The organism is Brevundimonas sp. Br13, assembly GCF_055391505.1.
The window spans coordinates 1190463-1213367 of record NZ_AP044008.1 but is presented as its reverse complement, the minus strand read 5'-3'; the positions used below and the strand labels follow the sequence as shown (position 1 = coordinate 1213367).

At 69.2% G+C, this 22905-nt stretch carries 24 protein-coding genes and 3 pseudogenes; 16 read left to right on the top strand and 11 right to left on the bottom strand.

Translation table 11 applies throughout. The annotated features are described in order from the left end of the window. Positions 1–75: 75 nt before the first annotated feature. Positions 76–1314, bottom strand: a complete 1239-nt coding sequence (locus tag ACZ5M6_RS06010) for a phage major capsid protein (protein WP_464159904.1) — start codon at positions 1312–1314, stop codon at positions 76–78. A gap of 125 nt (positions 1315–1439) precedes the next feature. Between ACZ5M6_RS06010 and ACZ5M6_RS06005 the strand changes: the two genes are divergently transcribed. Continuing rightward, a complete protein-coding gene (locus ACZ5M6_RS06005) occupies positions 1440–1817 on the top strand; it encodes a hypothetical protein (RefSeq protein ID WP_054764894.1) in 378 nt (125 codons plus the stop codon). 200 nt (positions 1818–2017) lie between these two features. Here the strand turns inward: ACZ5M6_RS06005 and ACZ5M6_RS06000 are convergent, their stop codons facing one another. From ACZ5M6_RS06000 to ACZ5M6_RS05990, 3 genes are read right to left on the bottom strand one after another with little or no spacing between them, the layout of a single operon-like run. Further along, a complete protein-coding gene (locus ACZ5M6_RS06000) occupies positions 2018–2488 on the bottom strand; it encodes an HK97 family phage prohead protease (RefSeq protein ID WP_464160102.1) in 471 nt (156 codons plus the stop codon). Between the two features lie 28 nt (positions 2489–2516). Continuing rightward, positions 2517–2756, bottom strand: a complete 240-nt coding sequence (locus ACZ5M6_RS05995; RefSeq protein WP_464159903.1) for a hypothetical protein — start codon at positions 2754–2756, stop codon at positions 2517–2519. A gap of 49 nt (positions 2757–2805) precedes the next feature. Further along, complete coding sequence (locus tag ACZ5M6_RS05990; RefSeq protein ID WP_464160101.1) at positions 2806–3960, bottom strand: phage portal protein; 1155 nt, start codon at positions 3958–3960, stop codon at positions 2806–2808. 104 nt (positions 3961–4064) lie between these two features. On the opposite strand from ACZ5M6_RS05990, the gene ACZ5M6_RS05985 reads away from it, so the two are divergent. Beyond that, entirely contained in the window at positions 4065–4337 is a 273-nt protein-coding gene (locus ACZ5M6_RS05985) for a type II toxin-antitoxin system Phd/YefM family antitoxin (RefSeq protein WP_182714585.1), read from the top strand. Between the two features lie 106 nt (positions 4338–4443). Here the strand turns inward: ACZ5M6_RS05985 and ACZ5M6_RS05980 are convergent, their stop codons facing one another. Beyond that, complete coding sequence (locus tag ACZ5M6_RS05980) at positions 4444–5658, bottom strand: DNA-packaging protein (RefSeq protein WP_321208099.1); 1215 nt, start codon at positions 5656–5658, stop codon at positions 4444–4446. Next, positions 5585–6013 (bottom strand): hypothetical protein, encoded by a 429-nt coding sequence (locus ACZ5M6_RS05975; protein WP_464159902.1) that lies wholly within the window; start codon positions 6011–6013, stop codon positions 5585–5587. The genes ACZ5M6_RS05980 and ACZ5M6_RS05975 overlap by 74 nt, the downstream gene beginning before the upstream one ends. A gap of 357 nt (positions 6014–6370) precedes the next feature. Between ACZ5M6_RS05975 and ACZ5M6_RS05970 the strand changes: the two genes are divergently transcribed. From ACZ5M6_RS05970 to ACZ5M6_RS05960, 3 genes and pseudogenes are all read left to right on the top strand, one after another. Continuing rightward, positions 6371–6772, top strand: a complete 402-nt coding sequence (locus ACZ5M6_RS05970; RefSeq protein WP_152949624.1) for an IS5 family transposase — start codon at positions 6371–6373, stop codon at positions 6770–6772. 117 nt (positions 6773–6889) lie between these two features. Continuing rightward, a complete protein-coding gene (locus ACZ5M6_RS05965; RefSeq protein ID WP_464159901.1) occupies positions 6890–9145 on the top strand; it encodes a TonB-dependent receptor in 2256 nt (751 codons plus the stop codon). A gap of 100 nt (positions 9146–9245) precedes the next feature. Beyond that, positions 9246–9428, top strand: a pseudogene (locus ACZ5M6_RS05960) (hypothetical protein); the annotation flags it as partial. Between the two features lie 46 nt (positions 9429–9474). Here the strand turns inward: ACZ5M6_RS05960 and ACZ5M6_RS05955 are convergent. The 4 genes from ACZ5M6_RS05955 to ACZ5M6_RS05940 form a co-directional block, all read right to left on the bottom strand. Further along, a complete protein-coding gene (locus tag ACZ5M6_RS05955) occupies positions 9475–9942 on the bottom strand; it encodes a YcgN family cysteine cluster protein (protein WP_464159900.1) in 468 nt (155 codons plus the stop codon). A gap of 32 nt (positions 9943–9974) precedes the next feature. Continuing rightward, complete coding sequence (locus ACZ5M6_RS05950) at positions 9975–11021, bottom strand: PDC sensor domain-containing protein (RefSeq protein WP_464159899.1); 1047 nt, start codon at positions 11019–11021, stop codon at positions 9975–9977. 100 nt (positions 11022–11121) lie between these two features. Next, positions 11122–11460, bottom strand: coding sequence for a DMT family transporter (locus tag ACZ5M6_RS05945; protein WP_054764885.1), 339 nt, complete (start codon positions 11458–11460; stop codon positions 11122–11124). Beyond that, on the bottom strand, positions 11457–12035 hold the full coding sequence (locus ACZ5M6_RS05940; RefSeq protein WP_152949620.1) for a TetR/AcrR family transcriptional regulator: 579 nt from the start codon (positions 12033–12035) through the stop codon (positions 11457–11459). The genes ACZ5M6_RS05945 and ACZ5M6_RS05940 overlap by 4 nt, the downstream gene beginning before the upstream one ends. A gap of 150 nt (positions 12036–12185) precedes the next feature. Here ACZ5M6_RS05940 and ACZ5M6_RS05935 point away from each other — a divergent pair. From ACZ5M6_RS05935 to ACZ5M6_RS05920, 4 genes and pseudogenes are all read left to right on the top strand, one after another. Next, positions 12186–13058, top strand: a pseudogene (locus tag ACZ5M6_RS05935) (ATP-binding cassette domain-containing protein); the annotation flags it as partial. Between the two features lie 117 nt (positions 13059–13175). Continuing rightward, positions 13176–14120, top strand: a pseudogene (locus tag ACZ5M6_RS05930) (ATP-binding cassette domain-containing protein); the annotation flags it as partial. Between the two features lie 68 nt (positions 14121–14188). Further along, a complete protein-coding gene (locus tag ACZ5M6_RS05925) occupies positions 14189–14410 on the top strand; it encodes a hypothetical protein (protein ID WP_464159898.1) in 222 nt (73 codons plus the stop codon). After that, entirely contained in the window at positions 14407–15216 is an 810-nt protein-coding gene (locus ACZ5M6_RS05920) for a hypothetical protein (RefSeq protein ID WP_054764882.1), read from the top strand. The genes ACZ5M6_RS05925 and ACZ5M6_RS05920 overlap by 4 nt, the downstream gene beginning before the upstream one ends. Here ACZ5M6_RS05920 and ACZ5M6_RS05915 read toward each other — a convergent pair. Beyond that, positions 15213–15395, bottom strand: coding sequence for a hypothetical protein (locus ACZ5M6_RS05915; RefSeq protein ID WP_054764881.1), 183 nt, complete (start codon positions 15393–15395; stop codon positions 15213–15215). The genes ACZ5M6_RS05920 and ACZ5M6_RS05915 overlap by 4 nt on opposite strands. 90 nt (positions 15396–15485) lie before the next feature. On the opposite strand from ACZ5M6_RS05915, the gene ACZ5M6_RS05910 reads away from it, so the two are divergent. The 7 genes from ACZ5M6_RS05910 to ACZ5M6_RS05880 all read left to right on the top strand — a co-directional run bounded on the left by ACZ5M6_RS05910 (position 15486) and on the right by ACZ5M6_RS05880 (position 22811). Continuing rightward, a complete protein-coding gene (locus tag ACZ5M6_RS05910; protein ID WP_054766846.1) occupies positions 15486–16460 on the top strand; it encodes an alpha/beta hydrolase in 975 nt (324 codons plus the stop codon). Positions 16461–16556: 96 nt separating this feature from the next. Next, positions 16557–17537: a sensor histidine kinase gene (locus ACZ5M6_RS05905; protein WP_464159897.1), complete on the top strand. Its 981-nt coding sequence runs from the start codon at positions 16557–16559 to the stop codon at positions 17535–17537. A gap of 629 nt (positions 17538–18166) precedes the next feature. Continuing rightward, positions 18167–19210, top strand: coding sequence for an ABC transporter substrate-binding protein (locus tag ACZ5M6_RS05900; protein WP_464159896.1), 1044 nt, complete (start codon positions 18167–18169; stop codon positions 19208–19210). Continuing rightward, positions 19203–19973 carry an ABC transporter ATP-binding protein gene (locus ACZ5M6_RS05895; protein WP_201464103.1) on the top strand — a complete coding sequence of 257 codons (771 nt, stop codon included), beginning with the start codon at positions 19203–19205 and terminating at the stop codon, positions 19971–19973. The genes ACZ5M6_RS05900 and ACZ5M6_RS05895 overlap by 8 nt, the downstream gene beginning before the upstream one ends. Next, positions 19970–20740, top strand: a complete 771-nt coding sequence (locus ACZ5M6_RS05890; RefSeq protein WP_464159895.1) for an ABC transporter permease — start codon at positions 19970–19972, stop codon at positions 20738–20740. The genes ACZ5M6_RS05895 and ACZ5M6_RS05890 overlap by 4 nt, the downstream gene beginning before the upstream one ends. Positions 20741–20775: 35 nt before the next feature. Further along, positions 20776–21696, top strand: coding sequence for a hypothetical protein (locus ACZ5M6_RS05885; RefSeq protein ID WP_464159894.1), 921 nt, complete (start codon positions 20776–20778; stop codon positions 21694–21696). Beyond that, positions 21693–22811, top strand: a complete 1119-nt coding sequence (locus tag ACZ5M6_RS05880) for a DUF2336 domain-containing protein (RefSeq protein WP_152949617.1) — start codon at positions 21693–21695, stop codon at positions 22809–22811. Before ACZ5M6_RS05885 ends, ACZ5M6_RS05880 begins: the two co-directional genes overlap by 4 nt. Positions 22812–22905: the final 94 nt, after the last annotated feature.

The window sequence follows — 22905 nt, the reverse complement described above, 5'->3', positions numbered from 1 at the left end:
AGCCCAAACGCCGTTTCATACGTCAGCGGCGAGCGACCACTCGCCACTCGCCACTGACCACTCGTCACTCCGCGACTACGTCGCCGCGAACCGCATCACCTTGATCGCGTCGAAGTTCTGCACCCCGCCGCCGACGCGCTTGGTCGTGTAGAACAGCACATAGGGCTTGGCCGAATAGGGGTCGCGCAGCACCCGCACCCCCGCCCGGTCCACGATCAGATAGCCCCGCTGAAAGTCCCCGAAGGCGATCGACAGACTGTTGGCCGCCACATCCGGCATGGTCTCGATCTCAGTGACCGGATAGCCCAGCAGGCTCGCCGTCTCGCCCAGCCGCGTCGCCGGCTGCCAAATGTAGTTGCCGTCGGCGTCCTTGAACTTGCGCACGGCCGAGACCGTCTTCCGGTTCATCACGAACCGGCCGTTCGGCCTATACTGGGCCTTGGGCGCATAGATCAGGTCGATCAGCCGGTCGGTCGGACTGGTCGGCGCAAAACCGCCCGCCGCGCCGGAAGCCACATAACCGATCTGGCCCCAGACCTGATCCGCGTCCGCCGCCGTCGGATAGGCCAGAAAGCCCTTCGGCTTGTTCACCCCGTCGCCGGCCACGAAGGCCTGGGTTTCTTGGGCGGCGAAGGCGTCCTCGACCTCGGCCGCCAGCCATTCGTCCAGATCGACCATGGCGTCGTCCAGCAGGGCCTGGGTCGCCGCCGGATTGGCGTAGAGATCGGCCGACGGGAACTCCAACAGGGCCAGGGTCGCCGGGTCCGTCTCGGGCCGCGCCGCCGTCTCCGCCACCCAGCCGCAGGCCACGCCCGCCGTCGACACCGGCTTTCGGAACACCCCCGCCGCCACCGTCCTGACCGTCGCGATCTCGCGCATCGGCGAGGCCGCCATCAGCCGCCGCTCGATGGCCCGCTCGGTCTCATAGGGCACGACATAGCCGCCCGAGGTCGCCCCCGCAGACAGCCCGGCCTTGACCTCCAGGGCGCCGGCCGGTTGAGGCGAGTGGCCCGTCTTCAGATAGCCGTCCCACGCCGCCTTCGCCTCGGGCGCCGACGCAGGCTCCACCGCCTCGCCGCCGATCGCCGGACGCCGGTTCTGGCTCATCACCCGGTCCAGCCGCGCCTGGGCCGCCGCCACCGCCTGGTCGATCCGGGCGACCTTCTCCTCCAGCAGCACATCGGCCGCCGCCTTCTTCTCGATCTCGCCCAGCCGGGCGTCGTTCGCCCCTTTGAACGCCTCGAACGCCGCCATCATCTCGCGCACGGCGCCGTGCGCCTCGGGATGGCCCGAAGCCTGTTTGGTCTCTTTCATGATGTCTCCGGTGTGAAGGCGCCCGTCTTCGGCGCCGCGTGATCCGGGCGTGGCCCGAAACCTGTGATGGACGGCAGCCGTCCCTCGAAAATCGTGCTACTCCGCGTGACGGAGGAGCTTCACCCATGTTCAGTCTCGTTCTCGCCTTCGCCGGCGCCCTGGCGCTTCAGACGCCGCCCGACACCTCCGGCCTGCCGCCCGAACAGGCGAAACAGGTCAATCAGGTCTTCGCCGGCATGACGCGCATGTTCGAAACCCTGGGCACGTGCGAACGCCAGTTCCCGCCCGACGTCGCGCAAGAGGTCCGCGCCGCCCTGGCCAATGAGACCGATCCGGAAAAGAAGGCGGCCTCCGAGTTCCTCCTGGCGGCCTATGAAAAGGGCAAGGCGTCCCCGCGCGCCGCCACCATCTCCTCCGACGAATGCACGGCGGAAATGGAAGCGATCACCGCCGAAATGCAGGCCCTCCAGGCCAATATCGAAGCCGCCACGCCCAAAAGCTGAAGCCGCTAGAATCGGGATCGCGGTCATCTGGCGCGATCCGCCCACGGCCCAGACCGCTCAGCCAGACCCGTCATCCTCGGGCTTGACCCGAGGATCGGCCCCTGGCCAGGCTCTGCGCCCGCGTCTTTGCTCAAGCGGCGGATCGCTCGATCCTCGGGTCAAGCCCGAGGATGACGGTCTTAGAGTATGATCATTCACGATCAGCCCGGCCCCGTCACACCTACGACGCTAAACCGCGCCCCCGGCAACATGGGAAACGTCACCAGCGACACCTCCCACAGCTCAACCCCGCTCAGCACCCTCAAACGTCCCTGACGCCGCGCCCGCGCCGTGCGGTATCCGATCGACAGGCCGTCCATCGCCCCCGCCCGGCTCAGGGCGGCGGCGAAGCGGGCCTCGGGCGACCAGTCTTCGATCCGGCCGCGCACGAACAGGCCGCGCTCGTCCTCGCGCACCTCGTCCCAGACCCCGACCGGCGCCCGGCCGTCGTGCTGGTTCAGCATCCGCACCCCTTCGGCGCCCGTCTTGGCCAGACTGTCGGCGAACGCCCCCGCCTGGACCACGTCCCCGTTCAGATCCGCCACGCCCCACAGGGAGGCGTAGCCCTGGATTTGGAGTGGCGCGTGACGAGTGGCGAGTGGCGAGCGAGGTCGCGCCTGCTTTCGCCCAATCGCCTCGCCACCGGCCACGCGCTGCTCGTCACTCACCCGCCCCCTCCAGCCGCCGTTCGATCCGCTCGACAGCCGCCGCCGTCGCCTCGCCTTGCGTCTCCAGCCGCGCCAGCCGTTCGGCCACCAGCCTCTGTTCCCCGACCCTCTGCTCCAGGGTCGCGATCCGCGCCGCCGCCCCGCCCGCCCAGACCAAGCCGCCGATGGTCTGCACCACGACCGCGATCACCAGGGCGGTCGGCACGCGCCGGACCTGAGAGTCGTCGCTCATGCGTCACTTCTCCCTCGCCACTCGCCACTCGACACTCGCCACGCCTTCCTCATCCCTCCACCCCCGCCATTCGTCGCCGCTCCGCGTCCGTCAGGAAGCTGGCCGCCTCCAGCCGCGCCCACAGGGCGTCGCGTTCGGGCTGCAAGGCCGGCACGGCCTCCAGATCGGCCCGCACCTCGCAGCCGGGGAACCGTCCGCCCAGCCAGCCGGTCATCGCGCCCGCCGCCTTGCGCGCCAGGGGTATGACCGTCTGTCGCCAGAAGGCGGTGTTGGCCTCGCGATAGTTGGAATAGGTGGCGTCCCCCGGTATCCCCAGCAGCTGCGGCGGAACCCCGAAGGCCAGGGCGATCTCGCGCGCCGCCGCATGTCGCCCGGCGGTGAAGTCCATCTCGGCGGGGGTCAGGCTCAGGGGCTTCCAGTCCATTCCCCCCTCCAGCAGGATCGGCCGCCCGGCGTTCTCCACCCCGGCGTAGGCGCTGGACAGTTGGGCCTTCAGCGCTTCGAACTGGCCGTCGGTCAGCCGCTCGCCGCCCTTGGCCCCATAGATCAGGGCGCCGGACGGCCGCGCCCCATTGTCCAGCAGGGCCTTGTTCCAGGCCCCGGCCGCATTGTGCGCATCCACCCCCTGCGCCGCCGCCTCCAGCGGCGACAGGCCGTACCAGTCGTCCAGCGGATGCCACAGTTTCAGTTGCATCACCGGCGCCCAGCCGTCGGCCGCCCGCCCGATCCGGATCGACCGTCCGTCTACGGAATAATCCCACGCCTCGGGCCAGCCCGACCGGCCGGGCACCACCTTGACCCGGTCCGACCGCAGCGCCCACAGCTCCTCGGGAACCGCGTCCCCCACCGCCTCGATCCAGGCGTTGCCCGAGACCTGAAGCGATCCGTAAACCGCCTCCATCAGCTCCGCCCCCGACTGTTCGGGATTGGGCCGGCGGATCAGCCGCGCCAGCGGATGGGTCTCGTCGCGCACCCCGTCCACAAAGACCGCAAAGGGCGCCGAGGCCGCCGCCTCCGCAATCATGCGGATGCAGCGATAGGCCACGGCGTTCTTCTGATAGCCTTCGCGCGCCAGGCCGGCGTAGTCATTGCCCGTCCACCGCGCCCGCCCGACGCCCGACAGCAGCACCGCCGTCCGACTGGTCTTCGCCTCCGGCGCGCCCGGATCGGGCGCACGCCCGCCCCGGCCGAACGGCCACCGCATCCCACCCATCGCACTCTCCTGAAAATGTCTCGCCGCAGCGGAGGCGGCGGCCGGCGCTCGGCGCCGCCGTTTCGCCTCCGCCCCGCCCGTGCTAGTCTCGGCCTATGACGATCCACGTCGACATCGCCCGGTCTCAGGCCACCCTGGCCGAACTCGCCGCCCAGGCCGAACAGGGCGAGGAAATCGTCCTGTCCCGCGACGGCCACGCCGTCGCCGTCATCCGCGCCGCAGGGGTCGTCGAACAGCCTCGGTTCCGATTTGGCGCCCTGGCCCACCTCGGTCCGCTGACGGATGAAGAAGCGACTCTCTTCCTTCAGCCGGACCCCGAGATGGAGCGTCTCGCCCGTTCGGAAGACGAAGATCATTTCTACCGCTGAATGGCGGTCCTGCTCGACACTCAGGCCCTGCTCCTGGGCGTTCCCTTGATCAGCGCCGACACCGCCCTGGCGCGGGCCGCAGCCCAATATCCCCAAACCTCCGGCGTCATAGTCTTCTGATCCACGGCCCCTCGCCCTGCGGCTCCAGCATCAGCCGCGACACGCCCCAGACCAGGGCGTCGGCCCGGTCGGGGCTGGGTCCGCCCTCGCAGCCCAGGGCCAGCATCTCCTCCTCCAGGGCGGGAAAGTCGCCACAGTGGACGACCCGCCCCTGTTCGTACAACAGGGCCACCGGCTCGGCCCGGGCGGCCTTGGAGCGGCGGGCGTGGACCAGGGCGACCGGGGCCGGACAGTCCGCCTGGCCCAGGACGCTTCGCACCATCTCCCCGCCCTGATTGGCCTCGGCCGCCACCTCCTGGGCGTCGAAATCCCGCGCGGCGCGACAGACGGCGGCGGCCCAGCCGCCGGGCGACAGGCCCCGCACCGTCCGGTCGGCCAGGACGAAGGCCCGCCGTTCGCGCCGTCCCACCACCACTATGCCGCAGGCGTCGCCGTGGGCGCTGGCGGGCGGATCGACCGCCACGATCACCCGGTCCAGCTCGGCCGGCCGGCTTCCCCGCGCCTGTTTCAGATCCGCGATGCGGAACAGGGCGCCCTCGCCCTCCACCACCTGTCCCTCCAGCTCCTGGGCCGCCAGCCGCGTCCCGCCGTAAAGGTCGGTCAGATGGTCGACATAGCCCGGCGACAGGTTCTCTGCGTTGTCCGCCGTCGCCGCCCGGTCCGTCACCGTCCCCGCCTCGGCCATCAGCCGCCGCAGGGCCGGAATGGGCCGGGGCGTGGTCGTCACCGCCAGCCGGGGATCGGGCCCCAGCCGCAGGCCGAACCTCAGGTTCGACAGCACCGCCTCGGGCTTGCGCCAGGTGCAGAACTCATCGGCCCAGGCGGCGTGGAACTGGGGTCCGCGCAGACTGTCCGGGTCCTCGGCGGAAAAGGCGTAGGCGGTCGAGCCGTTGGCCCACACCAGCCTTCGCCGTCCGGCCTCCCAGCGGGGCCGGTCGCCCGGCTCGGCCAGAGCCTTGATGCCCGCCTCCCCCTCGACCATCACCTCGCGCACGTCGTGCAGGGCCGGACCGACCAGGGCGATGACCGCGCCGGGCCTGAACCGCGCCGCCACATCCATCCACACCGCCCCGGCGAAGGTCTTGCCCGACCCGCGCCCGCCCAGCAGCAGCCAGGTCCGCCAGGGCTCATCCAGGGGCGGGCATTGGTGAGGATGCAGCCCCGTCGCCCGCACCATCCGCCTCAGTTCGCGCGCGTCCATTTGGTCGGGCGCCTTTCGTCTCCAGAATGCGGTCCAAACGCTCGGAATGGAGGGTGAGCCGGCGTCGCAGCCGCGCGTCCTCCTCGGGTCTGTCGGTTCGCCCACCCATTTCGTCCTCTTCGCTGTCTTTTTCGGCCCTGCGCTCAGCCTCCATGCGGCGGCGGATCGCATCGACCGCCAGGGCGGCGCGCGCCACCACGCCGGCGCGCCGCGCCAGCGTCTCCGCATCCGCCTTTTCCTCGGGATCGTCCTTGGCCAGTACGGCGGCGGCGCGCTGAACCGCCCCCTTCAACTGCTCGAACAGCGGCGCCAGCCAGTCGCCGCCCGCCTCGCTCTCTTCGCTTTTTCCCGTCATGCCCAAACCCTAGCGCACCAGCGTCCCCAGGCCGGAAGTTCGCGCTTGGAAAGGCGTAATGGTTTGGAAGAACGGGATTTCAAGCAGCGTCGCCCTACGGCTTGAAGCCATGCATCCGACAACGGCTCCAAGCGCGGTAGGCCCAAAAATGACAAAGGGCGCACCCATAAGGATGCGCCCCGGAATTCGACGGCTTCAGCAGCTTGTCATCGCCTCCTGAAGCCCGCCACGCCGTCAAGCGGAGTGGTCTCAAAGCCCGATGCCTGAACAGAGCGGGGACGCGCCCAATCTGGGGGCTATAGGTGCCGTTTCAACTGCTGGAGGCAAGCCGCAGAGTACGGAACCCCTGATGCTTTGATGCTCTGGAGACGACCTGTCTCGACTGAGATCCATCTCCGCTGCAACGCTCAGGGCCTCCCCGTCGCGGTTTGTCTGAGCGGCGGTCAGGCCTCGGATGTGAAGGGCTATGCGCCGGTGATTGACCAACCCGGTCCCGACCCTTGCGTCCTGCTCGCCGACAAGGGCTACGACGCCGACTTCATCCTGGCCGACCTGGAAGCCAGAGACGTCGCCACCGTCATCCCCGCCAGGCGGAACCGCAAGGTCCAGCCCGTCATCGACGGCCATATCTATGGCCTGAGGAACCACGTCGAGCGATGCTTCTCGAAGCTGAAACACAACCGCAGACTGGCCACTCGATACGACAAGACCGCAGACAGCTTCCTCGGCTTCGTCCTCGTCGCTTCAATCCGCCTATGAATCAGACACTTTTCCACACCGCCTAGAATAGAATTTAGAATTAACAAACGCTAATTCGTTCGCAAGGCGTGTTGCGTCTAGGTTGTTTGACGAGAGATTATCGTCAGGGGGGCAGGCTTGACGTTCCATCGTACGCGCCGTCATTTTCAAAGAATCCGCAACCGCGCGACGGGGTTCGAGACGCCCTGCCGCCATCCAAGGTGGATCGATCTTTCAGCGGCGGCGCGGATAGGCGCATCGGTCGTTGCGCTGTCTGCGCCGGCCTCCTCTGTCTTGGCTGCCACTCAGGCGGCCCCTGGCAGCCCGCCGGCGGGACCGCAGAGCCAAGGCCCGACCGAGGTCGAGACCGTGACAGTGGTGGGCAATGCGCGGGTCAGGGGCTCGGTCGATCGTCGCAGCTACGACATAAAGAACGATCTTCAGTATCAATCCGGTTCGCTCGCCGACGTCCTGAGCGGCGTGCCTTCCGTCAGCGTCGATCCCGACGGCTCCGTCAAATTGCGGGGGGCGTCGGGGGTCACGATTCTGATTGACGGGGAGCCTGCGCCTCAGGTCAACGGAGCCAATCAGGCGGCGGGGGTTCAACAGCTACGTGCCGCGCAGTTCAGCCGGGTCGAGGTCATGACCAATCCTTCGGCGGCGTTCAGCCCGGAGGGTCAGGCGGGAATCATCAATCTGATTTCCCGGAAGGACGGACAGTCGCAGCCGACGACCAATATCACTGTCGGCGGCGGCAGTCGCAGCGCAGGGAACTTCAGCGTCAGCCACTCGGCCAATCATGGACCGCTGTCGTTCAATGGGTCCGCCGGCGCCAGACGAATTCCCCTTGTGATCGACGACACTACGACCCGGCGCTTCATCCAGCCCGCCGACGCGATCGATCAAGACCGTCTTGAGAGCCGGACGCAGCTTCGCAAGACGGAAAGCAATGCGTCATCGACCGTGGGATGGCAGCTTGACCCCAAGAGCAAGCTCACGCTCGATCTGGACTATTTCGGCCTGGACCAGCGCCAGGACCGCCGCGCGGTCTTCGACTCGTCCGCCCGGACGAGCGGCGCCGAACCGGCCTTTGAGAGCACCAGCCATGGGCGCAGCGACGCCGACTTGGTCTCCGGCGGCTTGATGCTGAAGCGTACGCTTTCGGGGACGGACAGCTATGCTTTGGCTCGCCTGCGCGTGTCTCGTCAGACCGAGGACGAAGTCCAGGACGACGTCATCGACTATTGGGACGAGCCTGCCAGGAACCGGCGACAGGCCGCCCTTCGTTCGCTCGAGCTGCAAACGGTGACGTTTAAGGCGGAATACAAGATCGAGGCCAGGCCGGGCGGGGAACTGATCGTCGGGTCCGATCTGGAGCGGCAGGAGGCCGACGTAGGCTACGCCGAGGGTCAGGCGCCTGGAGCCGCCAGTGGCGCAAGAGACAATCCGTTTCGCTACGATCGCAGCGTCGCCGCCCTCTATACAACCTACAAAACTCGACTTGGCGAACTGGAGGTTCTACCGGGCGTTCGGCTGGAAGTCGCCGACTGGGTGACGCGACAAGGCGGGAACGCTCAGCGCACACGTGATTTCGAGATTTATCCGACGGGCCATGTTCGCTACACGGTCGCTCAGGATTGGATCATCGGCGGCAGCTTTACGAGACGAGTCGATCGTCTAAGAGCGAATGATCTCGACGAGACCGTTAAATATTCTGGCCCCTTGTCCTATTTCAGCGGCCGACGTGATCTGAAGCCCGAAAAGACCAGCGCCTATGAACTGGAGCTTGAACATGAAGCTTCAGGACGCAACTATTTAGCCACCGGCTACTATCGTTCCACGTCGAACCGGATCGGCACGCTCAGCACTTTGCGGCCCGACGGTGCGATCCTCGACCGGCGCGCCAACATCGGCGAGTTTCGAACAGCCGGCCTAGAGCTTGTGGCGAGCGGCTCGGTCGGATCGACGATCACCTACAAGTTGACCGGCCGGTTTGCTTGGAATGAGGTCAGCGGCGCGGAGGGGGCAGGCTCTTACCGCCGCAGCGCTTGGACGCCCTCGTCTCAAGCCAACGTCAACTGGAAGATCACCGACCACGATTTCGTTCAGATAAACGCCGTTCAGCTCGGTGAAGATCTGAGCCAGCAAAGACGACGCGAGGCGTTCAGTGTCGTCAACCTCGGCTACCGACGAAAACTTGCCGACAGCCTATTTCTCACGGCCACGGTGTCAGACCTCTTCGACAGCGCCCCAAGACGAGAGAGGGTGCGCGGCGAAACCTTCGATCAGGACATCGACCGCCGCTACGACGCCAGACGCTTCACGCTCTCCCTGTCCTACGCCTTCGGGAGGCGCACCGGTAGCCTGGAGGATCGCTTCGACTACGGAAACTAGGCGGTGCGGACAAAGTGGATTCCCAGATTCTCTGATTGCTGATTCAAGGCTGTTCTTTGCGGAGAGCGGCGTTGGTTCGGGGTTTGATGACGGACGAGGAATGGGCCTTCTTCGAGCCGTTCGTGATCGAGACGGGACCGAGGCGGGATCGGCGGCCACTCAGTGCCTCCCTGTCGCGGTTTGTCTGAGCGGCGGTCAGGTCTCGGATGTGAAGGGCTATGCGCCGGTGATGGACCAACCCGGTCCCGACCCTTGCGTCCTGCTCGCCGACAAGGGCTACGACGCCGACTTCATCCTGGCCGACCTGGAAGCCAGAGGCGTCGCCACCGTCACCCCCGCTCGACCATCCATTCGGGCGCCTCGAAGTCCAGGGCGTCTTCCGGCTCGGCCAGGGCCAGTTCCGAGATCGTCTGCCCCCGGACCGAGACCCCGGCCGTATGCACCGTCTCGGGATCGCCCGAGACCAGCGGATGCCAGACCGCCAGCGGCCGCCCCTCGTGCAGCCGGCGATAGGCGCAGGACAGGGGCATCCACTCCAGCGCCTCGATATTGTGCGGCGTCAGCTTGATGCAGTCCGGCACATGAGCCTTGCGGTTCGCATAGTCCGAACAGGCGCAGGCGTTCGGATCGAACAGCTTGCAGTGGACCCGCGTCGGGATCACCTCGCCCGTGTCCTCGTCCTCGAACCGGATGACGCAGCACAGGCCGCAGCCGTCGCACAGCCCCTCCCACTCGGCCGGGGTCATCTCGGCCAAGGTCTTGGTTTCCCAATAGGGTCGGGGCGAAGCGGGGATCATCGGACGGGGCGCCTAATCGACGGATGCGGCCATCAGATGGCGGCCGCGTCCTGGACCAGGCATCCATACCACCCCAGACCCTGATAGGTCTCATAGCCCGGCGTGCGGGCGTAGCCGACGGTGCGCCCCCCCTTGGCGTAACTGCCCATGGCGCCGCCCGCGACATCCAGCTTGACCGTCTCGCTCAGCACCCCGACCCCGTCCGAGGCCGCCAGCACCCGGTGCGTCTGGTCCAGCAGCAGCACCCGGGTCCGGGCCTTTTCGTCGGGCGTCAGCCGCACCCCGTCCACCACCGTCTGGGCCTGGGCCTGCCAGTCGAAATGGACGCCCAGAACCCCGATCACCGCCCCGTTCGCCAGGCCGCCCTGGCGGATGGCGGTGGCGTAGGTCGCCGTCGGCGCCCCGTTCAGCGCCTCCAGCCGGGCGACGTCCGCCACGGCGAAATCGTCGCCCGACTTGGTCGCCAGGGCGTCGCGGAACCAGGCCATCTCCCGCGCCGACTGACCCCTGACCGGATAGCGGTCCGGCCGACCGTTGGCGACGATCGTCCCGGCCCTGTCGCAGATCCAAAGGTCCAGATAGACGGTGTAGGCGTCCAGAATGACCTTCAGCCGGCGGCCGGCGTGGTCCGCCTTGGCCGCGTCCGGCTGGGCGACGCAATCCACCACCGCGCTGTCGGTCGCCCACCAGCGCACGTCGCAGGTCCGCTCATAAAGGTTCCGGTCGATGATCTCGATGGCGTTCAGCGCCAGGTCCGCCAGCCTCTGGCCCCGCAGCTGGCCCAGGATCGCCCCGCCGATGGCCGACAGCTCGCTCAGGTCGCCCCGCACCTGCTGCTCCAGGGCGCCGGCGATGTCGTCGATCTGGCCCGAGATGCGCTTGAACTCCTCGGCCACCACCATGAAGCTGCGCCCGGCCTCGCCGCTGCGGGCGGCCACCACCTGGGCGTTGACCACCAGCATCTTGGAGGCCCGATTGACCGAGGCGATCTCGCCGATCTTCTCGCCCGCCACGGCGTTCAGCCGCTCAGACAGCTCGAGAATACGCTCAGGCCTGACGCCCGCGTCCGCTTCACTCATGGAGACCCCCGTCCCGCCCGGCGCGCCACAAGGGGAGGCGGGCGAACCGAGGCAAGCGCGAAGGCTAGGACGATAAAACTTAACGCCAGATAACCACGGCTCAGTGAGCCATGCTCTTTGAAAACAGCTGGATCACCACCACCCCGCCGACGATCAGGGCCAAGCCGAGCATCGCGGGCGCGTCCAGCCTCTGGCGAAAGGCCACGGCCCCGATCACCGAGATCGCCACCACCCCCAGGCCGCTCCAGATCGCATAGGCGATCCCCACCGGCATCTGCTTCAGGGCCACCGACAGCAGATAGAAGGCCAGGCCGTAGCAGACCGCCGTTCCGGCCGTCGGCCAGGGCCGGGTGAACTGCTGCGAGGCCTGAAGCAGGCTGGTGCCCGCCACTTCGCAGGCGATGGCGGCCAGGAGGGCGGCCCAGGTGACGGGGCTCACGGCTCGTTGGCCGTGATCGTATGGCCCGGCGTCAGCAGGGACAGCAGGGCCTTGCGCTGCTCGTCCGAGACCTGATGCAGGCCGAACAGGTCCGACATCCACAGGCCGTCGGCGATCAGCCGCAGCATAAGGGCGTCGTCGGCGCCGACGGGATCATCGGGATCGTCTGTCTTGATCCGCTCCATCCAGGCCTTCCAGCGCAGCACCAGGCTGGGATCGAGGGCGAAGGCGGCCAGGACCACCCGCCCGATGCTGACGTCCTGCAAGGTCACCGGCTCATTGACCGTCACCCTCAGATAGGCGCGGGCGTTGCGGCCGTAGGGCTCCGGATCGCGCGCCGCCTCGGCCAGGACGCTCTCCACATGCATGGCCCCCAGATGATCGATCATCCCCTCCAACAGGGCGGTCTTGCTGGGAAAGTGGTGCAGCAGGGCGCCCTTGCTGACGCGGGTGCGCGCCGCCACCGCATCCAGAGTAAAGCCCGTCGCCCCCAGTTCGGCGGCGACCTCCAGGGCCTTGTCGATGATTTCGGCGCGGGTCTGATCGGGCGCGCGGCGGCGGGAGGGGGTGTCCATAAACGCTACATACCGGCCGGACGGTAACTGTCAAGCTGGGCGCCGATGGACGATCTTTCCGGTGGCGTCTCGGCCCTCCAGCCCTTAGATCAACGCCCTTCCCGCCCCTTCCCCGCCCGTACAGCCTCCCCAGGGAGGATCGAAAGTCAGATGGCCGCCAGACCCCCTCTCGTCGCGCTCAAGGACGTCCGCCTTCAGGACGGCCCCCGCCCCCTGTTCGACGGCGTCGATCTGGCGGTCGAACCCCGCAGCCGCGCCGCCCTGGTGGGCCGCAACGGGGCGGGCAAGTCCACCCTGATGAAGGTGGTCATGGGGCTGATCGAGCCCGACAGCGGCGACCGCTCGGTCCAGTCCGCCACCCGTTTCGCCTATGTGCCGCAGGAGCCGATCATCACCGGCGAAACCTTGCTGGACTACGCCTCGTCCGGCGAGGCCGAGCCCTGGACCGCCGAGGCCTGGCTGACCACCTTCGGCCTGGACCCGGCCAAGTCCACCCAAGGGCTGTCGGGCGGCGAAACCCGCCGGGCGGCGCTCGCCAAGGCCTTCGCCGAGGAGCCCGATCTGCTCCTGCTGGACGAGCCGACCAACCACCTCGACATCCTCGCCATCGAGCTTCTGGAGACCGAGCTGATCTCGGCCCGGTTCGCCCTTCTGGTCGTCAGCCACGACCGCGCCTTCCTGAACCGCGTCACCGACACCGTTCACTGGCTGGAGGGCCGCCGGGTCCGCACCCTGAACAAGGGCTTCGTCGAGTTCGACGACTGGGCCGCCAAGACGCTGGAGGAGGAGGCGGAATCCCTGCGGCGCCTGACCAAGACGATCGAGCGCGAGACCGAGACCTTCTACCGCTCCATCACCGCCCGCCGCAGCCGCAACGAGGGCCGCGCCCGCGCCCTCCAGGCCATGCGCGCCGAACGGGCCGAGAAGATGAAGGACGTCCCGCGCGAACTGTCCCTGGGCGTCGATTCCGGCGCGACCTCGGGCAAGCTGGTCGCCGAGATCAAGGGGGTGTCGAAGGGGTTTGACACAGTGGCGAGTGGCGAGTCGCGCGTGGCGAGCGATGGCTCCGCCGCCCCGACCGCCGAGCAGGACCCGTCGCTCTCGCCACTCGCCACTCGCCACTCGCCACTTCCTGCCCGCCGCACCCTGTTCAAAAACCTGACCACCCGCATCATGCGCGGGGACCGCCTGGGCATCGTCGGCCCCAACGGCGCGGGCAAGACCACCCTGGTCAAGACCTTGCTGGGCGAACTGCCCCCTGACGAAGGCACGGTCCGCCTGGGCGCCAATCTGGAGCCCGTCTATCTGGATCAGTCGCGCGAGGGGCTGAAGTCCGACATGACCCTGTGGGACGCCCTGACGCCCGGCGGGGGGGACTCCATCCTGGTGCGTGGCGTGTCCAAACACGTCGCCGCCTACGCCAAGGAGTTCCTCTTCTCCGAGGCCCAGCTGCGTCAGCCGATCTCGACCCTGTCGGGCGGCGAACGCAATCGCCTGCTCCTGGCTCGCGCCCTGGCCAAGCCCGCCAATCTGCTGGTCCTCGACGAACCGACCAACGACCTGGACATGGACACGCTCGACAAGCTCGAAGAGCTGCTGGAGGGCTATGACGGCACCCTGATCCTGGTCTCCCACGACCGCGACTTCATCGACCGGCTGGCGACCTCCACCCTGGCCCTGAACGGCCGCGGCGAAATCGTCGAAACCCCCGGCGGCTGGACCGACTTCATCCGCCAGAATCCGGGCTTCCTACAGAATTCTCCCTCCCCCTCGGGGGAGGGCAGGCCGCGAAGCGGCCGGACGGGGGCGGCCGAGGAGACCGTGTCGCCCGCCCCTCAAAAGAAGACCGCCAAACTCTCCTACAAGGACGCCCGCCGTCTGGAAGAGCTGGAAAAGCTGATCGAAACCCTGCCCGCGACCATAGCCCGCCACGACGCCGCCCTGTCGGACCCCGACCTCTACGCCCGCGACCCCAAGGCCTTCGACGCCGCCATGAAGGCCGCCGAAAAGGCCCGCGCCGAGCTGGAATCCGCCGAGATGGAATGGCTGGAGCTGGAAGAGAAGAAGGCGGCCCTGGCTGGGTGAGGGGCGCCGCTTGAATCGGATGCGCCAAACCCAATCTCATGCTAGGGTGAAGCCCTGAAGGAGACTCCATGTCGACGATGCAGATCGCTTCTGAAGAGACCCTGCGCGCCGGTCGCAGGATCGTCGAACAGTACGGCAGCTGGTCGGCCGCCATCGCCAAGGGCGAGCGTCGCGACGACGGCGTCGTCATCCTGCCCGCGCCGCCCTCTGTCGCGACCACCGCTCAGGCCGAGGCGCCCGCCCAGGCTCAGGCCAAGACGCAGGCCAAGACCCCGGCGCGCGCCGTTTGACCGTCACGCTCGGGGTCGCCTGGGCGCTGTTCATCCTGGCTCCAGGTCTGGCGGTGTTCGCCGCCCTCTACACCTCGGGCGGCGGCAAGGTGGTGGCGCCTGCCCCACCTGCCCCCAACTCCTTCACCGCCCTGTCCATCGTCATCTTCGGCGCCCTGACGGCCCATGCGGCGGCGGCCTTCGTCTTCGTCCTGGGGGACGGCGTCGCCTACTCCCTTCCGGCCTTGCGTCCGCCGTGGAACCCCAATCCTTACGCCTATTTCCTGGCCGCGCCGCCCAAGACCGACCCCTTCCTCGGCCTTGAGGTCTGGTCGCTGCTGTTCGTCCTCCTGGTCCTTTCGATCGGCGCCTATCTGGTCATGCGATGGGCGATCGGCGGCGCGGAGCGGACCAGCATCGCTCGGGCTCGGCTTGAGCCGCCCCAGCCTGCGGTCCCCCTGTTCCGATTTCTGTACGGCGGCTGGGCTTCGACCCTGGTTCAGCTCAGTCCCGAAGCCGCCTACGACAAGCATCTGGCCGCCTATGTGGTGACCGACATGGAGACCGAGAACGGCTGGGTCGGCTATGAGGGCGAGGTCGCCAGCCTGTCTCTCGACACCGACAAGCAGATCGTCGCCCTGACCCTGAAGAACTGCCAAGCCTTCCGGCTGGAGCCCACAAAGACCAGCCTCAGTCACAGGGTGATGGCCCGCGCGGCGCCCATTCCCCTGCTGCTGATCGAACGGTCGCAGATCAAGAATGTGGCGCTTCAGGTCGTCTTTCAGCGCAAGCCCAGTCCTCGTCCGGCGGACGGAACGGTCGTCTAGCCCTGCGCAGGTCCGCCGTCCTGATCCTGGGGCGGCGTCTTGCCCTGGCCCCGGTTCTGCATCACCCCGACCACGATGAAGGCGACCAGGCCGAAGGCGAACCACAGGCCGAACTTGTCGGTGAGCAGGCCGATCAGGCCGAAGATCAGCAGGACGCCGAAGGGGGTGAGCTTCTTCATGGGCGGACGTTAGCCGGGTTTCTTTCAGCTGACGAGACCTTCCGAACCTCCGCCCTTGAAACCAAAGCCGCCCTTACCCACTCCAGCCTCATGACCCTTTCCACCCATGTCGTCGACTTTCCCCCGGCCCAGCAGGCGGCGGTGCGGCGGATCAACGCCGTCCTGGCCCGCGCCCCGCGTCTGCGGACCGACCCCTGGCGGATCGAGGCGGGCCAGCGCCTGTCCCTGTGGTTGGACGCGGCCGCCGGGGCCGTCACCGTTCCCCGCCTGCGCAAGCGCGGCGTCACCGTCGAAATCCGCCAGACCGACGGCGAGACGCCCGTTCCCTTGCGCATCCTGCGGCCCGAAGGTCCGCCCCGCGCCGTGGTGCTGGACATTCACGGCGGCGGCTGGGTTCTGGGCAGCGCCGGGCTGAACGACCGGCTGAACGCCCATCTGGCGCGCCACGGCTTCTGTGTCGTCTCGGTCGATTACCGCCTGCTGTCCGAACGGCGCGGCGTCTATATCGACGCCGCCATCGCCGACTGCCTGGCCGCCGCCCACTGGACCGTGACCCATGTCGACGATCTGGGCGCCGCGACCGTCTTTCTGACCGGGGAATCCGCCGGCGGCCATCTGGCGGCCCTGACCGCCGTCGCCCTGCGCGACCAGGGCCTGATCGACAAGGTCAAAGGCTGCGTCTTCACCTATGGGGTCTTCGACCTGTCGGGAACCGAGGGCGTCCGCTCGGCCGGGCCCGAGACCCTGCTGTTCAACGGACCGACCATGCAGGCGGATCTGGCGCGGCTGGCGCCCGATCGGGACGAGGAAGCCTTGCGTCGGCCCGACGTCTCGCCCCTCTACGCCGACCTGACCGGCCTGCCGCCGGCCCTGTTCCTGGCGGGCGAATACGACCCCCTGTTCGAAGACAGTCTGCTGATGGCGACGCGCTGGGGCGAGGCGGCCGAGGCCGATCTGATCCGCGTCCCCGAGGCGCCGCACGGCTTCCTGCATTTCGGCGGCCCAGCCGCGCGCGGGGCGCGGGCGGCCGTCCGTCACTGGCTCAACAGGCGCCTGAAGTCATAAGGAAAATTCCCGATTGTGGGACTGAGGGATTTCCCTTACCTCACGAAGCGTCACCACCGCGCGATCCGGACGCGGGAATCGGGGAGAAGTGAGGCTTTGAACCCGGTCCTGTTTCGCCGTCCCCTCTATGGCTACGGCCTGGCGGTCTGCGCCTGGCTGACCGCGCTGGGTGTGCGCATGGCCCTGGCCGACTGGTTCCCGCCGGGCTTCCCCTATCTGACCTTCTTCCCGGCCGTGGTGGTGATCGCCTATTTCTGCGGACTGGGGCCGGCGGTTCTGACCGCCGTCCTGTCGGGCCTCAGCGCCTGGTGGTTCTGGATCGGGGCGCCGGGGTTCGACTGGAGCGCAGCGACCGGCCTGGCCCTGGCCTTCTACGTCTTCGTGGTGGCGGTCGACATCTTCTTCATCGTCGGCATGAATGCGGCGACCGACAGTCTGAAGCGCGAGGTGGCGCGCAACGCCGCCCTGGCCGAGAGCCGCGACCTGTTGCTGAAGGAGGTCCAGCACCGGGTGTCCAACAACATCCAGGTGGTCTCCAGCCTGCTGCGGCTGGAGGCGGGCATGACCCGGGACGAGACGGCCCGGCGCGTCCTGTCGGAGGCTGCGGCCCGCACGGCCCTGATCGCCAAGGTGCAGCGCAGCCTGCTGGACGCCGACGGCGCCGCCGCCCCCTTCGACGACCTGGCCCGCCGCCTCGTCGCCGACGCCCTGGAGGCCACGGGCCGCATGGATGTGACGATCGAGGTCGAGCGCGCCTGCCACGCCCTGACGGCGGAAGAGGCGACGCCGGTCGCCCTGATCCTGCTGGAATGCGTCAACAACGCCCTGGAGCACGCCTTCCCCGGCCGCCCCGGCCGGATTGACATCCGTCTCTACGAGGTGGACGGCGAACGCCGGCTGGAGGTGCGCGACGACGGCGCCGGCCCGCCGCCCGCCTTCGACCCCGGCCAGAGCCGCAGCCTGGGCCTGCGGATCGTTCTGGGCCTGGCCGAACAGCTGCGCGGTCGGTTCAGTCTGGTCGACGGCGCGCCCGGCGCCCTGTGCCGCCTGACCTATCCGCGTCCCGCCGATCACTGATCGACCGGCCGCCGTTTCTGTGGACAGCGCAAAGCCCTGATCCGCAAAAGCGAATTTGATCCGTCCACCGATGTTCACAGGCTTGTCCACCGCCGCCGGGCCGGTCATGCACATGGGGGCGAGTTCGGGCGCTTGCCTCATACCGGCTTTCGCGAGAACGTCAACAGGCCGAGGGACACGGCGGCGCGGAAAACGGGGGAGACCCCGGCTTCAAGCGGACCGGCCCGGCTCTCCGACCCGGCGTAACGGGCGATCTTCAGGATCGTAACGGACGTCAGGCGGGATCCAGGCTTCCGGCCTTCGACGGTCTTCAGGACCGGCGGACGCAGGGAGAACCGGATCGGGAGCGACGGACGACGCGGACGCAATCCGCGGGACGCCTGAGACCAGGAGCGCGACAGGATACAGCCGACCGTCTTCGCGGGCTCCCGCCCCGACGACGCCCAGGCCGAGGTCCGAACCCACCCGGCCAAGTCCAACCCGGACTTGGCGAGGGGACGAAGCACACGGGCTCCCCCGCACGCTTCGTCCCCTCGCTCAATTGGGACGCTGCGCGGTCGCCGCCGTCGGATACGGCTTCATCGCTCCCCCGCCTTCCCAAGGCCGCCTTCCCCTCGTAAAGCAGGGCCATGATCCAGCGTGGGAATCGCCTGCTGAGCCGTCGCCGCGCCCTGCTCGCGGGCGGGGCGGCCGTGGTCGCGGGGGCGGCCCTGGGACTGAGGGGCTGCGGCCGGTCCGAGGCGCCGGTGGACGAACAGGGCCGGGTGCGGCTGCGCTTCGCCACCGACTGGCGCGCCCAGGCCGAACAGGGCGGCTTCTATCAGGCCCTGGCGACCGGCGCCTATGAGAAGCGCGGGCTGAACGTCCAGATCGTCCAGGGCGGACCGGGCGTGAACGTGCCCCAGCTGCTGGCCTCCGGCGCCGTCGAACTGGGCATGGGGTCCAACAGCTTCATCCCGATGAATCTGGTCGCGGCCGGCGCGCCCGTTAAGGCCGTCGCCGCCTTCTTCCAGAAGGACCCCCAGGTCCTGATCGCCCACCCCGATCCGGCGCTTGAGACCATTGCCGATCTGAAGGGCCGGCCCTTCCTCCTGGCCGACGCCTCGATCAACGCCTTCTGGGTCTGGCTGAAGGCCAAATACGGCTTCACCGACGATCAGGTCCGCAAATACACCTTCAACCTGGCGCCTTTCCTGGCCGACGAGCGGGCGGTGCAGCAGGGCTATCTGACCAGCGAACCCTACACCATCGAACAGGAGGCGGGTTTCGAGCCCAAGGTCTTCCTGCTGGCCGACGAGGGCTATCCCTCCTACGCCGCCATGGTCCTGGCCCCCAACGCCTTTGCGCGAGACAACGCCACGGCCCTGCGCAGCTTCATCGCCGCCTCGGCGGAAGGGTGGCGCGACTATCTGCGGGGCGACCCGGCGCCGGGCGACGCCCTGATCCGCCGGGACAATCCGGAGATGACCCAGGCCATTCTGGACCAGGCCCGGCAGAAGCTGCGCGACAACGCCATCGTCGACGGCGGCGACGCGGCCCTCTACGGCCTCGGCGCCATGACGGCGGAGCGCTGGCAGGCCTTCTTCGACGTGACCAGCCAGGCGGGCGTCTTCGATCCCGGCCTGAACTGGCGCGAGGCCTTCACCGACAACTATCTGCCGGGCCGTGGCTGAGCCCATCGCCGCCCTGCACGGGGCGACGGTCGATCTGGCCGGGCGCGCGCCGCTGGGGCCGCTGGACCTGACCGTGGCGCGGGGCGAGATCGTCGCCCTGGTCGGCGCCTCGGGCGCGGGCAAGTCCACGACCTTGCGCCTGCTGGCCGGGCTCCAGTCGCCCAGCGCCGGAACCGTCACGCGCGCCGTCGGACCGGGCCGCACCGGCTTCGTCTTCCAGAGTCCGACCCTGACGCCCTGGGCCGACGCCCAGGCCAATGTCGCCCTGCCGCTGGAGCTGGCGGGACGACCCCGCGCTGAGGCGCGCGGACGGGCGGCCGCCGCCCTGGGCGCCGTCGGTCTGGGCGACCGGCTGGACGCCCGGCCGTCGGAACTGTCGGGCGGCATGGCCATGCGCGTCGCCCTGGCCCGCGCCCTGGTGACGGGGCCCGAGCTTCTGCTGCTGGACGAGCCCTTCGCCGCCCTGGACAGCGTCACCCGCCGCCGTCTGATCGAGGATCTGCACGCCCTGTGGGCTGCGGCCGACCCCCGCCCCGCCGTCGTCTTCGTCACCCATGACGTCGAGGAGGCCGTCTATCTGGCGCAGCGGATCGTGGTGCTGGAGGCGGCGACCGGCCGGCCCGTCGCCGATCTGCCCACGCCGGGCGCCCCGCCGCGCCCGGCCCGCTGGCGCGCCGATCCCGCCTATCGTCAGGCCGTGGAGACGACGGCCGAGGCCCTGGAGGCGGCGATGACGTCTCAGACGGCGGAGACTGCGGCGTGAGGCGGTCGGCCGAGCTGATCCCGCCCCTGCTGCTGGGCGTCGTCCTGCTGGCGGCCTGGGAGGGGGCCTGCCGTCTTCTGGACCTGCCGCCCTATTTCCTGCCGCCGCCCAGCGCCGTGGCCGCCGCCCTGATCGAGGCGGGGCCGCGTCTGGCCGCCTCCGCCTGGATCACCTTCGTCATGGCGGTCCAGGCCCTGATCGTCGCGGGCCTGGTCGGGGGCGGCCTGGCCCTGGCGGTGTCGCTTCACGCCTCGGCCGAGCGGGCGGTGCGGCCCCTGGCGGTGGCGCTTCAGGTCACGCCGGTGGTGGCGGTCGCCCCCCTGGTCCTGATCTGGGCCGGGCTGGACCACGCCGACCGGGCGGTGGTCGCCCTGGCCGCCCTGGTCGCCTTCTTTCCCCTGTTCTCGGGCGTCCTGACGGGGCTGAAGTCGGCCGATCCGGATCTGGAGCGGCTGTTCGACCTCTATGGCGCCACGCCCCTGCAGCGGCTGTGGCGGCTGCGCCTGCCCTCGGCCCTGCCCTTTGCGCTGGAAGGTTTGCGGGTCGCGGCGGGCCTCGCTGTCATCGGCGCCGTGGTGGCCGAGTTCGTCTCGGGCTCGGGCGCGACGCAAGGCTTGGCTTGGCGGCTGCTGGAGGCGGGAAACCGGCTGAGAACCGCCGAAATGCTGGCCGGGGTTCTGTGCCTGACCCTGCTGGGCCTGGCGCTGAACGCGGCCGTGGGATTGGTCGAGCGAATCGTGACGGCGCGAATCCGGGTCCGCCGTTAGCGGCGGATTAAGCGATGGCCGCCTAGGCTTGCCCGATGTCATTCGCCCGAGGCCGTCTCTTGCGCCCTGTCCTGCTCCTGTCCAGCGTCCTGTTCGCGGCCCTTATGGGCGCGGGCGCGGCTGCGGCCCAGGTCGCCACGACCTCCGAGGGGCTGCGCTATCTGTCCTGGCCCGGCAAGCCGCCGGTCGCCCGCGGCCCCGACGCCCGCGCCTCGTCCGCTCAGACGACCGCTCCGCGCGCGACTCTTGCCGCGCTTCCCCTGGCCCGGCTGGACGCCCCAGCCTCCACGGTCGTCGCTGCCCGGCGGGGCCTGACGCCTGCCAGCGACTGGCTCTCGCCCGCCGTCGCGTCCCAGCCGGTGTCGCAGCCCCGCCCCTATGAGGCGACGACGCCCCAGCCCGCTCCCGTTCAGGTCGCTTCTGCGCAGCCGGAACCTGTTCAAGCCCCAATCGTCCGGGCCCCAGTCGTCCAGGCCCCAGTCGTCCAGGCCGCTGCGGACCGGACCGCGCCGGCCCCCCAGAACGCGCCCCAACCGGCGCCCCAACCAACGCCCCAGGCCGACGCCCCGGGCGATCCCATGGCGCCTCGCCGCGACGCCCCGATCTTCCGCCTGACGCAGGCGAGCATGGCCGCCGCCGCCCCGGCCGCGACGCCGCCGGTTCAGACGGCCGCCGTTCAGGCCGAGGCGTCGCCGCTCGCCTCTGTCCCCTCGGCCGCTCCCCAGGGGGCCCGCTTCTATTCCGTCCATCGCCAGGCGGGTCATCGTCCCGACCCCATCCCCCAGGCGCAACCGGTCTATCTGGACGCCCTGCCGGTCGAGATGAGCCAGACGCCGTCCTCGGCGGACCTGGCTCAGCCCGACGGCCCGCCGGCCTTGATCCGCAATCGCGACGGCTCGGTGCGAGCCGCCCCGCCGTCGGCGGGCGGGTCCGACGCCGTGGACGAACGCTCATGAGCGAAGCCCTGCCCCCCGAAGACGCCGAGGCGATCAAGGCCTCGCGCCTGCCCCAGCTGATCGCCCTTGCGGAAGAGGCGTCCAGCGAGAAGCGCCGCCTGCTGCTGCGCGAACTGACCGACCAGTTCTTCGGCGACGTCGAGCACAGCGCGGCCGAGACCGACCTCTACGGCGCCGTGCTGGAAACCCTGTGCGAAGACATGGAGGTCGCGGTTCGGGCCGAGCTGGCCGCGCGGTTCGCCGTCGCGCCCGATGCGCCCCACAGCCTGATCAAACGGCTGGCCCATGATGCGATCGAGGTGGCCGAGCCGGTGCTGCGCGGCTCCACCGTCCTGACCGACGCCGATCTGATCGGCGTGGTCTCCAAACACGGCCAGGACCATCTGCGGGCCGTATCCGGCCGGGTCGAGGTGCCCGAGGCGGTGTCCGAAATCATCGTGGCGCGCGGCGACGACCACACCCTGGGCGCCCTGTTGCGCAACGACGGCGCCCGGCTGTCGCGCGCCGCCTCCGAGACGGCGGTCGAGCGGGCCAAGGTCAATCCGGCGCTTCACGCCCCCGCAGTCGAGCGCAAGGGCCTGCCGATCGACCTGCTGAACGAAATGTATTTCGTCGTGGAGGCCCGGCTGCGCCACCAGATCCTGGAGCAGAACGCCAGCCTGGACCCGGCCCTGCTGGAGGCGGCCCTGGCGGCCGGGCGCACCCGCGTCGCCACCAGCGACGGCGCCCTGCCCCCCGACTACGCCGAGAGCCAGGCCTATGTCGAAGAACTGCATGCAGCCGGCCAGCTGACGCCCCAGGTGCTGATCCGTTTCCTGCGGTCCAAGGGCCGGACCCCTTTCCTGGTCGCCCTGTCGCGCCTGGCCGACATCGACTTCCACACCGCGCGCGGCATCGTCGATCGCCGCGACCTGGACGCCCTGGCCGTGGTCTGCAAGGCGGCCGACATCGACCGGGCCATCTTCCTGACCTATGCGGTGTCGCTGCTGGGCGCGGATTCCAACCCGATGGGCAAGGCCGCCGCCTATGGCCGGATGTACGGCGAACTGACCACGGAGGCCGCCGGGCGCACCCTGCGCTTCTGGCGCATGCGCCGCGTCGCCCAGGCGGCCTGATTCCGACAGGTCGCTCTCCCTTTCCCTGCCGGGAGGGAGAGATGCGCCTCGTCCAAACAAAAACGCCCGCCTCTGGAAGGAGGCGGGCGTTCTA

Excerpts from the sequence above, each read along its gene's own strand:
- ACZ5M6_RS06010 (WP_464159904.1), bottom strand. The coding sequence starts at position 1,314 with ATGAAAGAGACCAAACAGGCTTCGGGCCATCCCGAGGCGCACGGCGCC.
- ACZ5M6_RS06005 (WP_054764894.1), top strand. The coding sequence starts at position 1,440 with ATGTTCAGTCTCGTTCTCGCCTTCGCCGGCGCCCTGGCGCTTCAGACG.
- ACZ5M6_RS05995 (WP_464159903.1), bottom strand. The coding sequence starts at position 2,756 with ATGAGCGACGACTCTCAGGTCCGGCGCGTGCCGACCGCCCTGGTGATC.
- ACZ5M6_RS05990 (WP_464160101.1), bottom strand. The coding sequence starts at position 3,960 with ATGCGGTGGCCGTTCGGCCGGGGCGGGCGTGCGCCCGATCCGGGCGCG.
- ACZ5M6_RS05985 (WP_182714585.1), top strand. The coding sequence starts at position 4,065 with ATGACGATCCACGTCGACATCGCCCGGTCTCAGGCCACCCTGGCCGAA.
- ACZ5M6_RS05980 (WP_321208099.1), bottom strand. The coding sequence starts at position 5,658 with ATGGACGCGCGCGAACTGAGGCGGATGGTGCGGGCGACGGGGCTGCAT.
- ACZ5M6_RS05975 (WP_464159902.1), bottom strand. The coding sequence starts at position 6,013 with ATGACGGGAAAAAGCGAAGAGAGCGAGGCGGGCGGCGACTGGCTGGCG.
- ACZ5M6_RS05970 (WP_152949624.1), top strand. The coding sequence starts at position 6,371 with ATGCTCTGGAGACGACCTGTCTCGACTGAGATCCATCTCCGCTGCAAC.
- ACZ5M6_RS05955 (WP_464159900.1), bottom strand. The coding sequence starts at position 9,942 with ATGATCCCCGCTTCGCCCCGACCCTATTGGGAAACCAAGACCTTGGCC.
- ACZ5M6_RS05950 (WP_464159899.1), bottom strand. The coding sequence starts at position 11,021 with ATGAGTGAAGCGGACGCGGGCGTCAGGCCTGAGCGTATTCTCGAGCTG.
- ACZ5M6_RS05940 (WP_152949620.1), bottom strand. The coding sequence starts at position 12,035 with ATGGACACCCCCTCCCGCCGCCGCGCGCCCGATCAGACCCGCGCCGAA.
- ACZ5M6_RS05925 (WP_464159898.1), top strand. The coding sequence starts at position 14,189 with ATGTCGACGATGCAGATCGCTTCTGAAGAGACCCTGCGCGCCGGTCGC.
- ACZ5M6_RS05915 (WP_054764881.1), bottom strand. The coding sequence starts at position 15,395 with ATGAAGAAGCTCACCCCCTTCGGCGTCCTGCTGATCTTCGGCCTGATC.
- ACZ5M6_RS05910 (WP_054766846.1), top strand. The coding sequence starts at position 15,486 with ATGACCCTTTCCACCCATGTCGTCGACTTTCCCCCGGCCCAGCAGGCG.
- ACZ5M6_RS05900 (WP_464159896.1), top strand. The coding sequence starts at position 18,167 with ATGATCCAGCGTGGGAATCGCCTGCTGAGCCGTCGCCGCGCCCTGCTC.
- ACZ5M6_RS05885 (WP_464159894.1), top strand. The coding sequence starts at position 20,776 with ATGTCATTCGCCCGAGGCCGTCTCTTGCGCCCTGTCCTGCTCCTGTCC.
- ACZ5M6_RS05880 (WP_152949617.1), top strand. The coding sequence starts at position 21,693 with ATGAGCGAAGCCCTGCCCCCCGAAGACGCCGAGGCGATCAAGGCCTCG.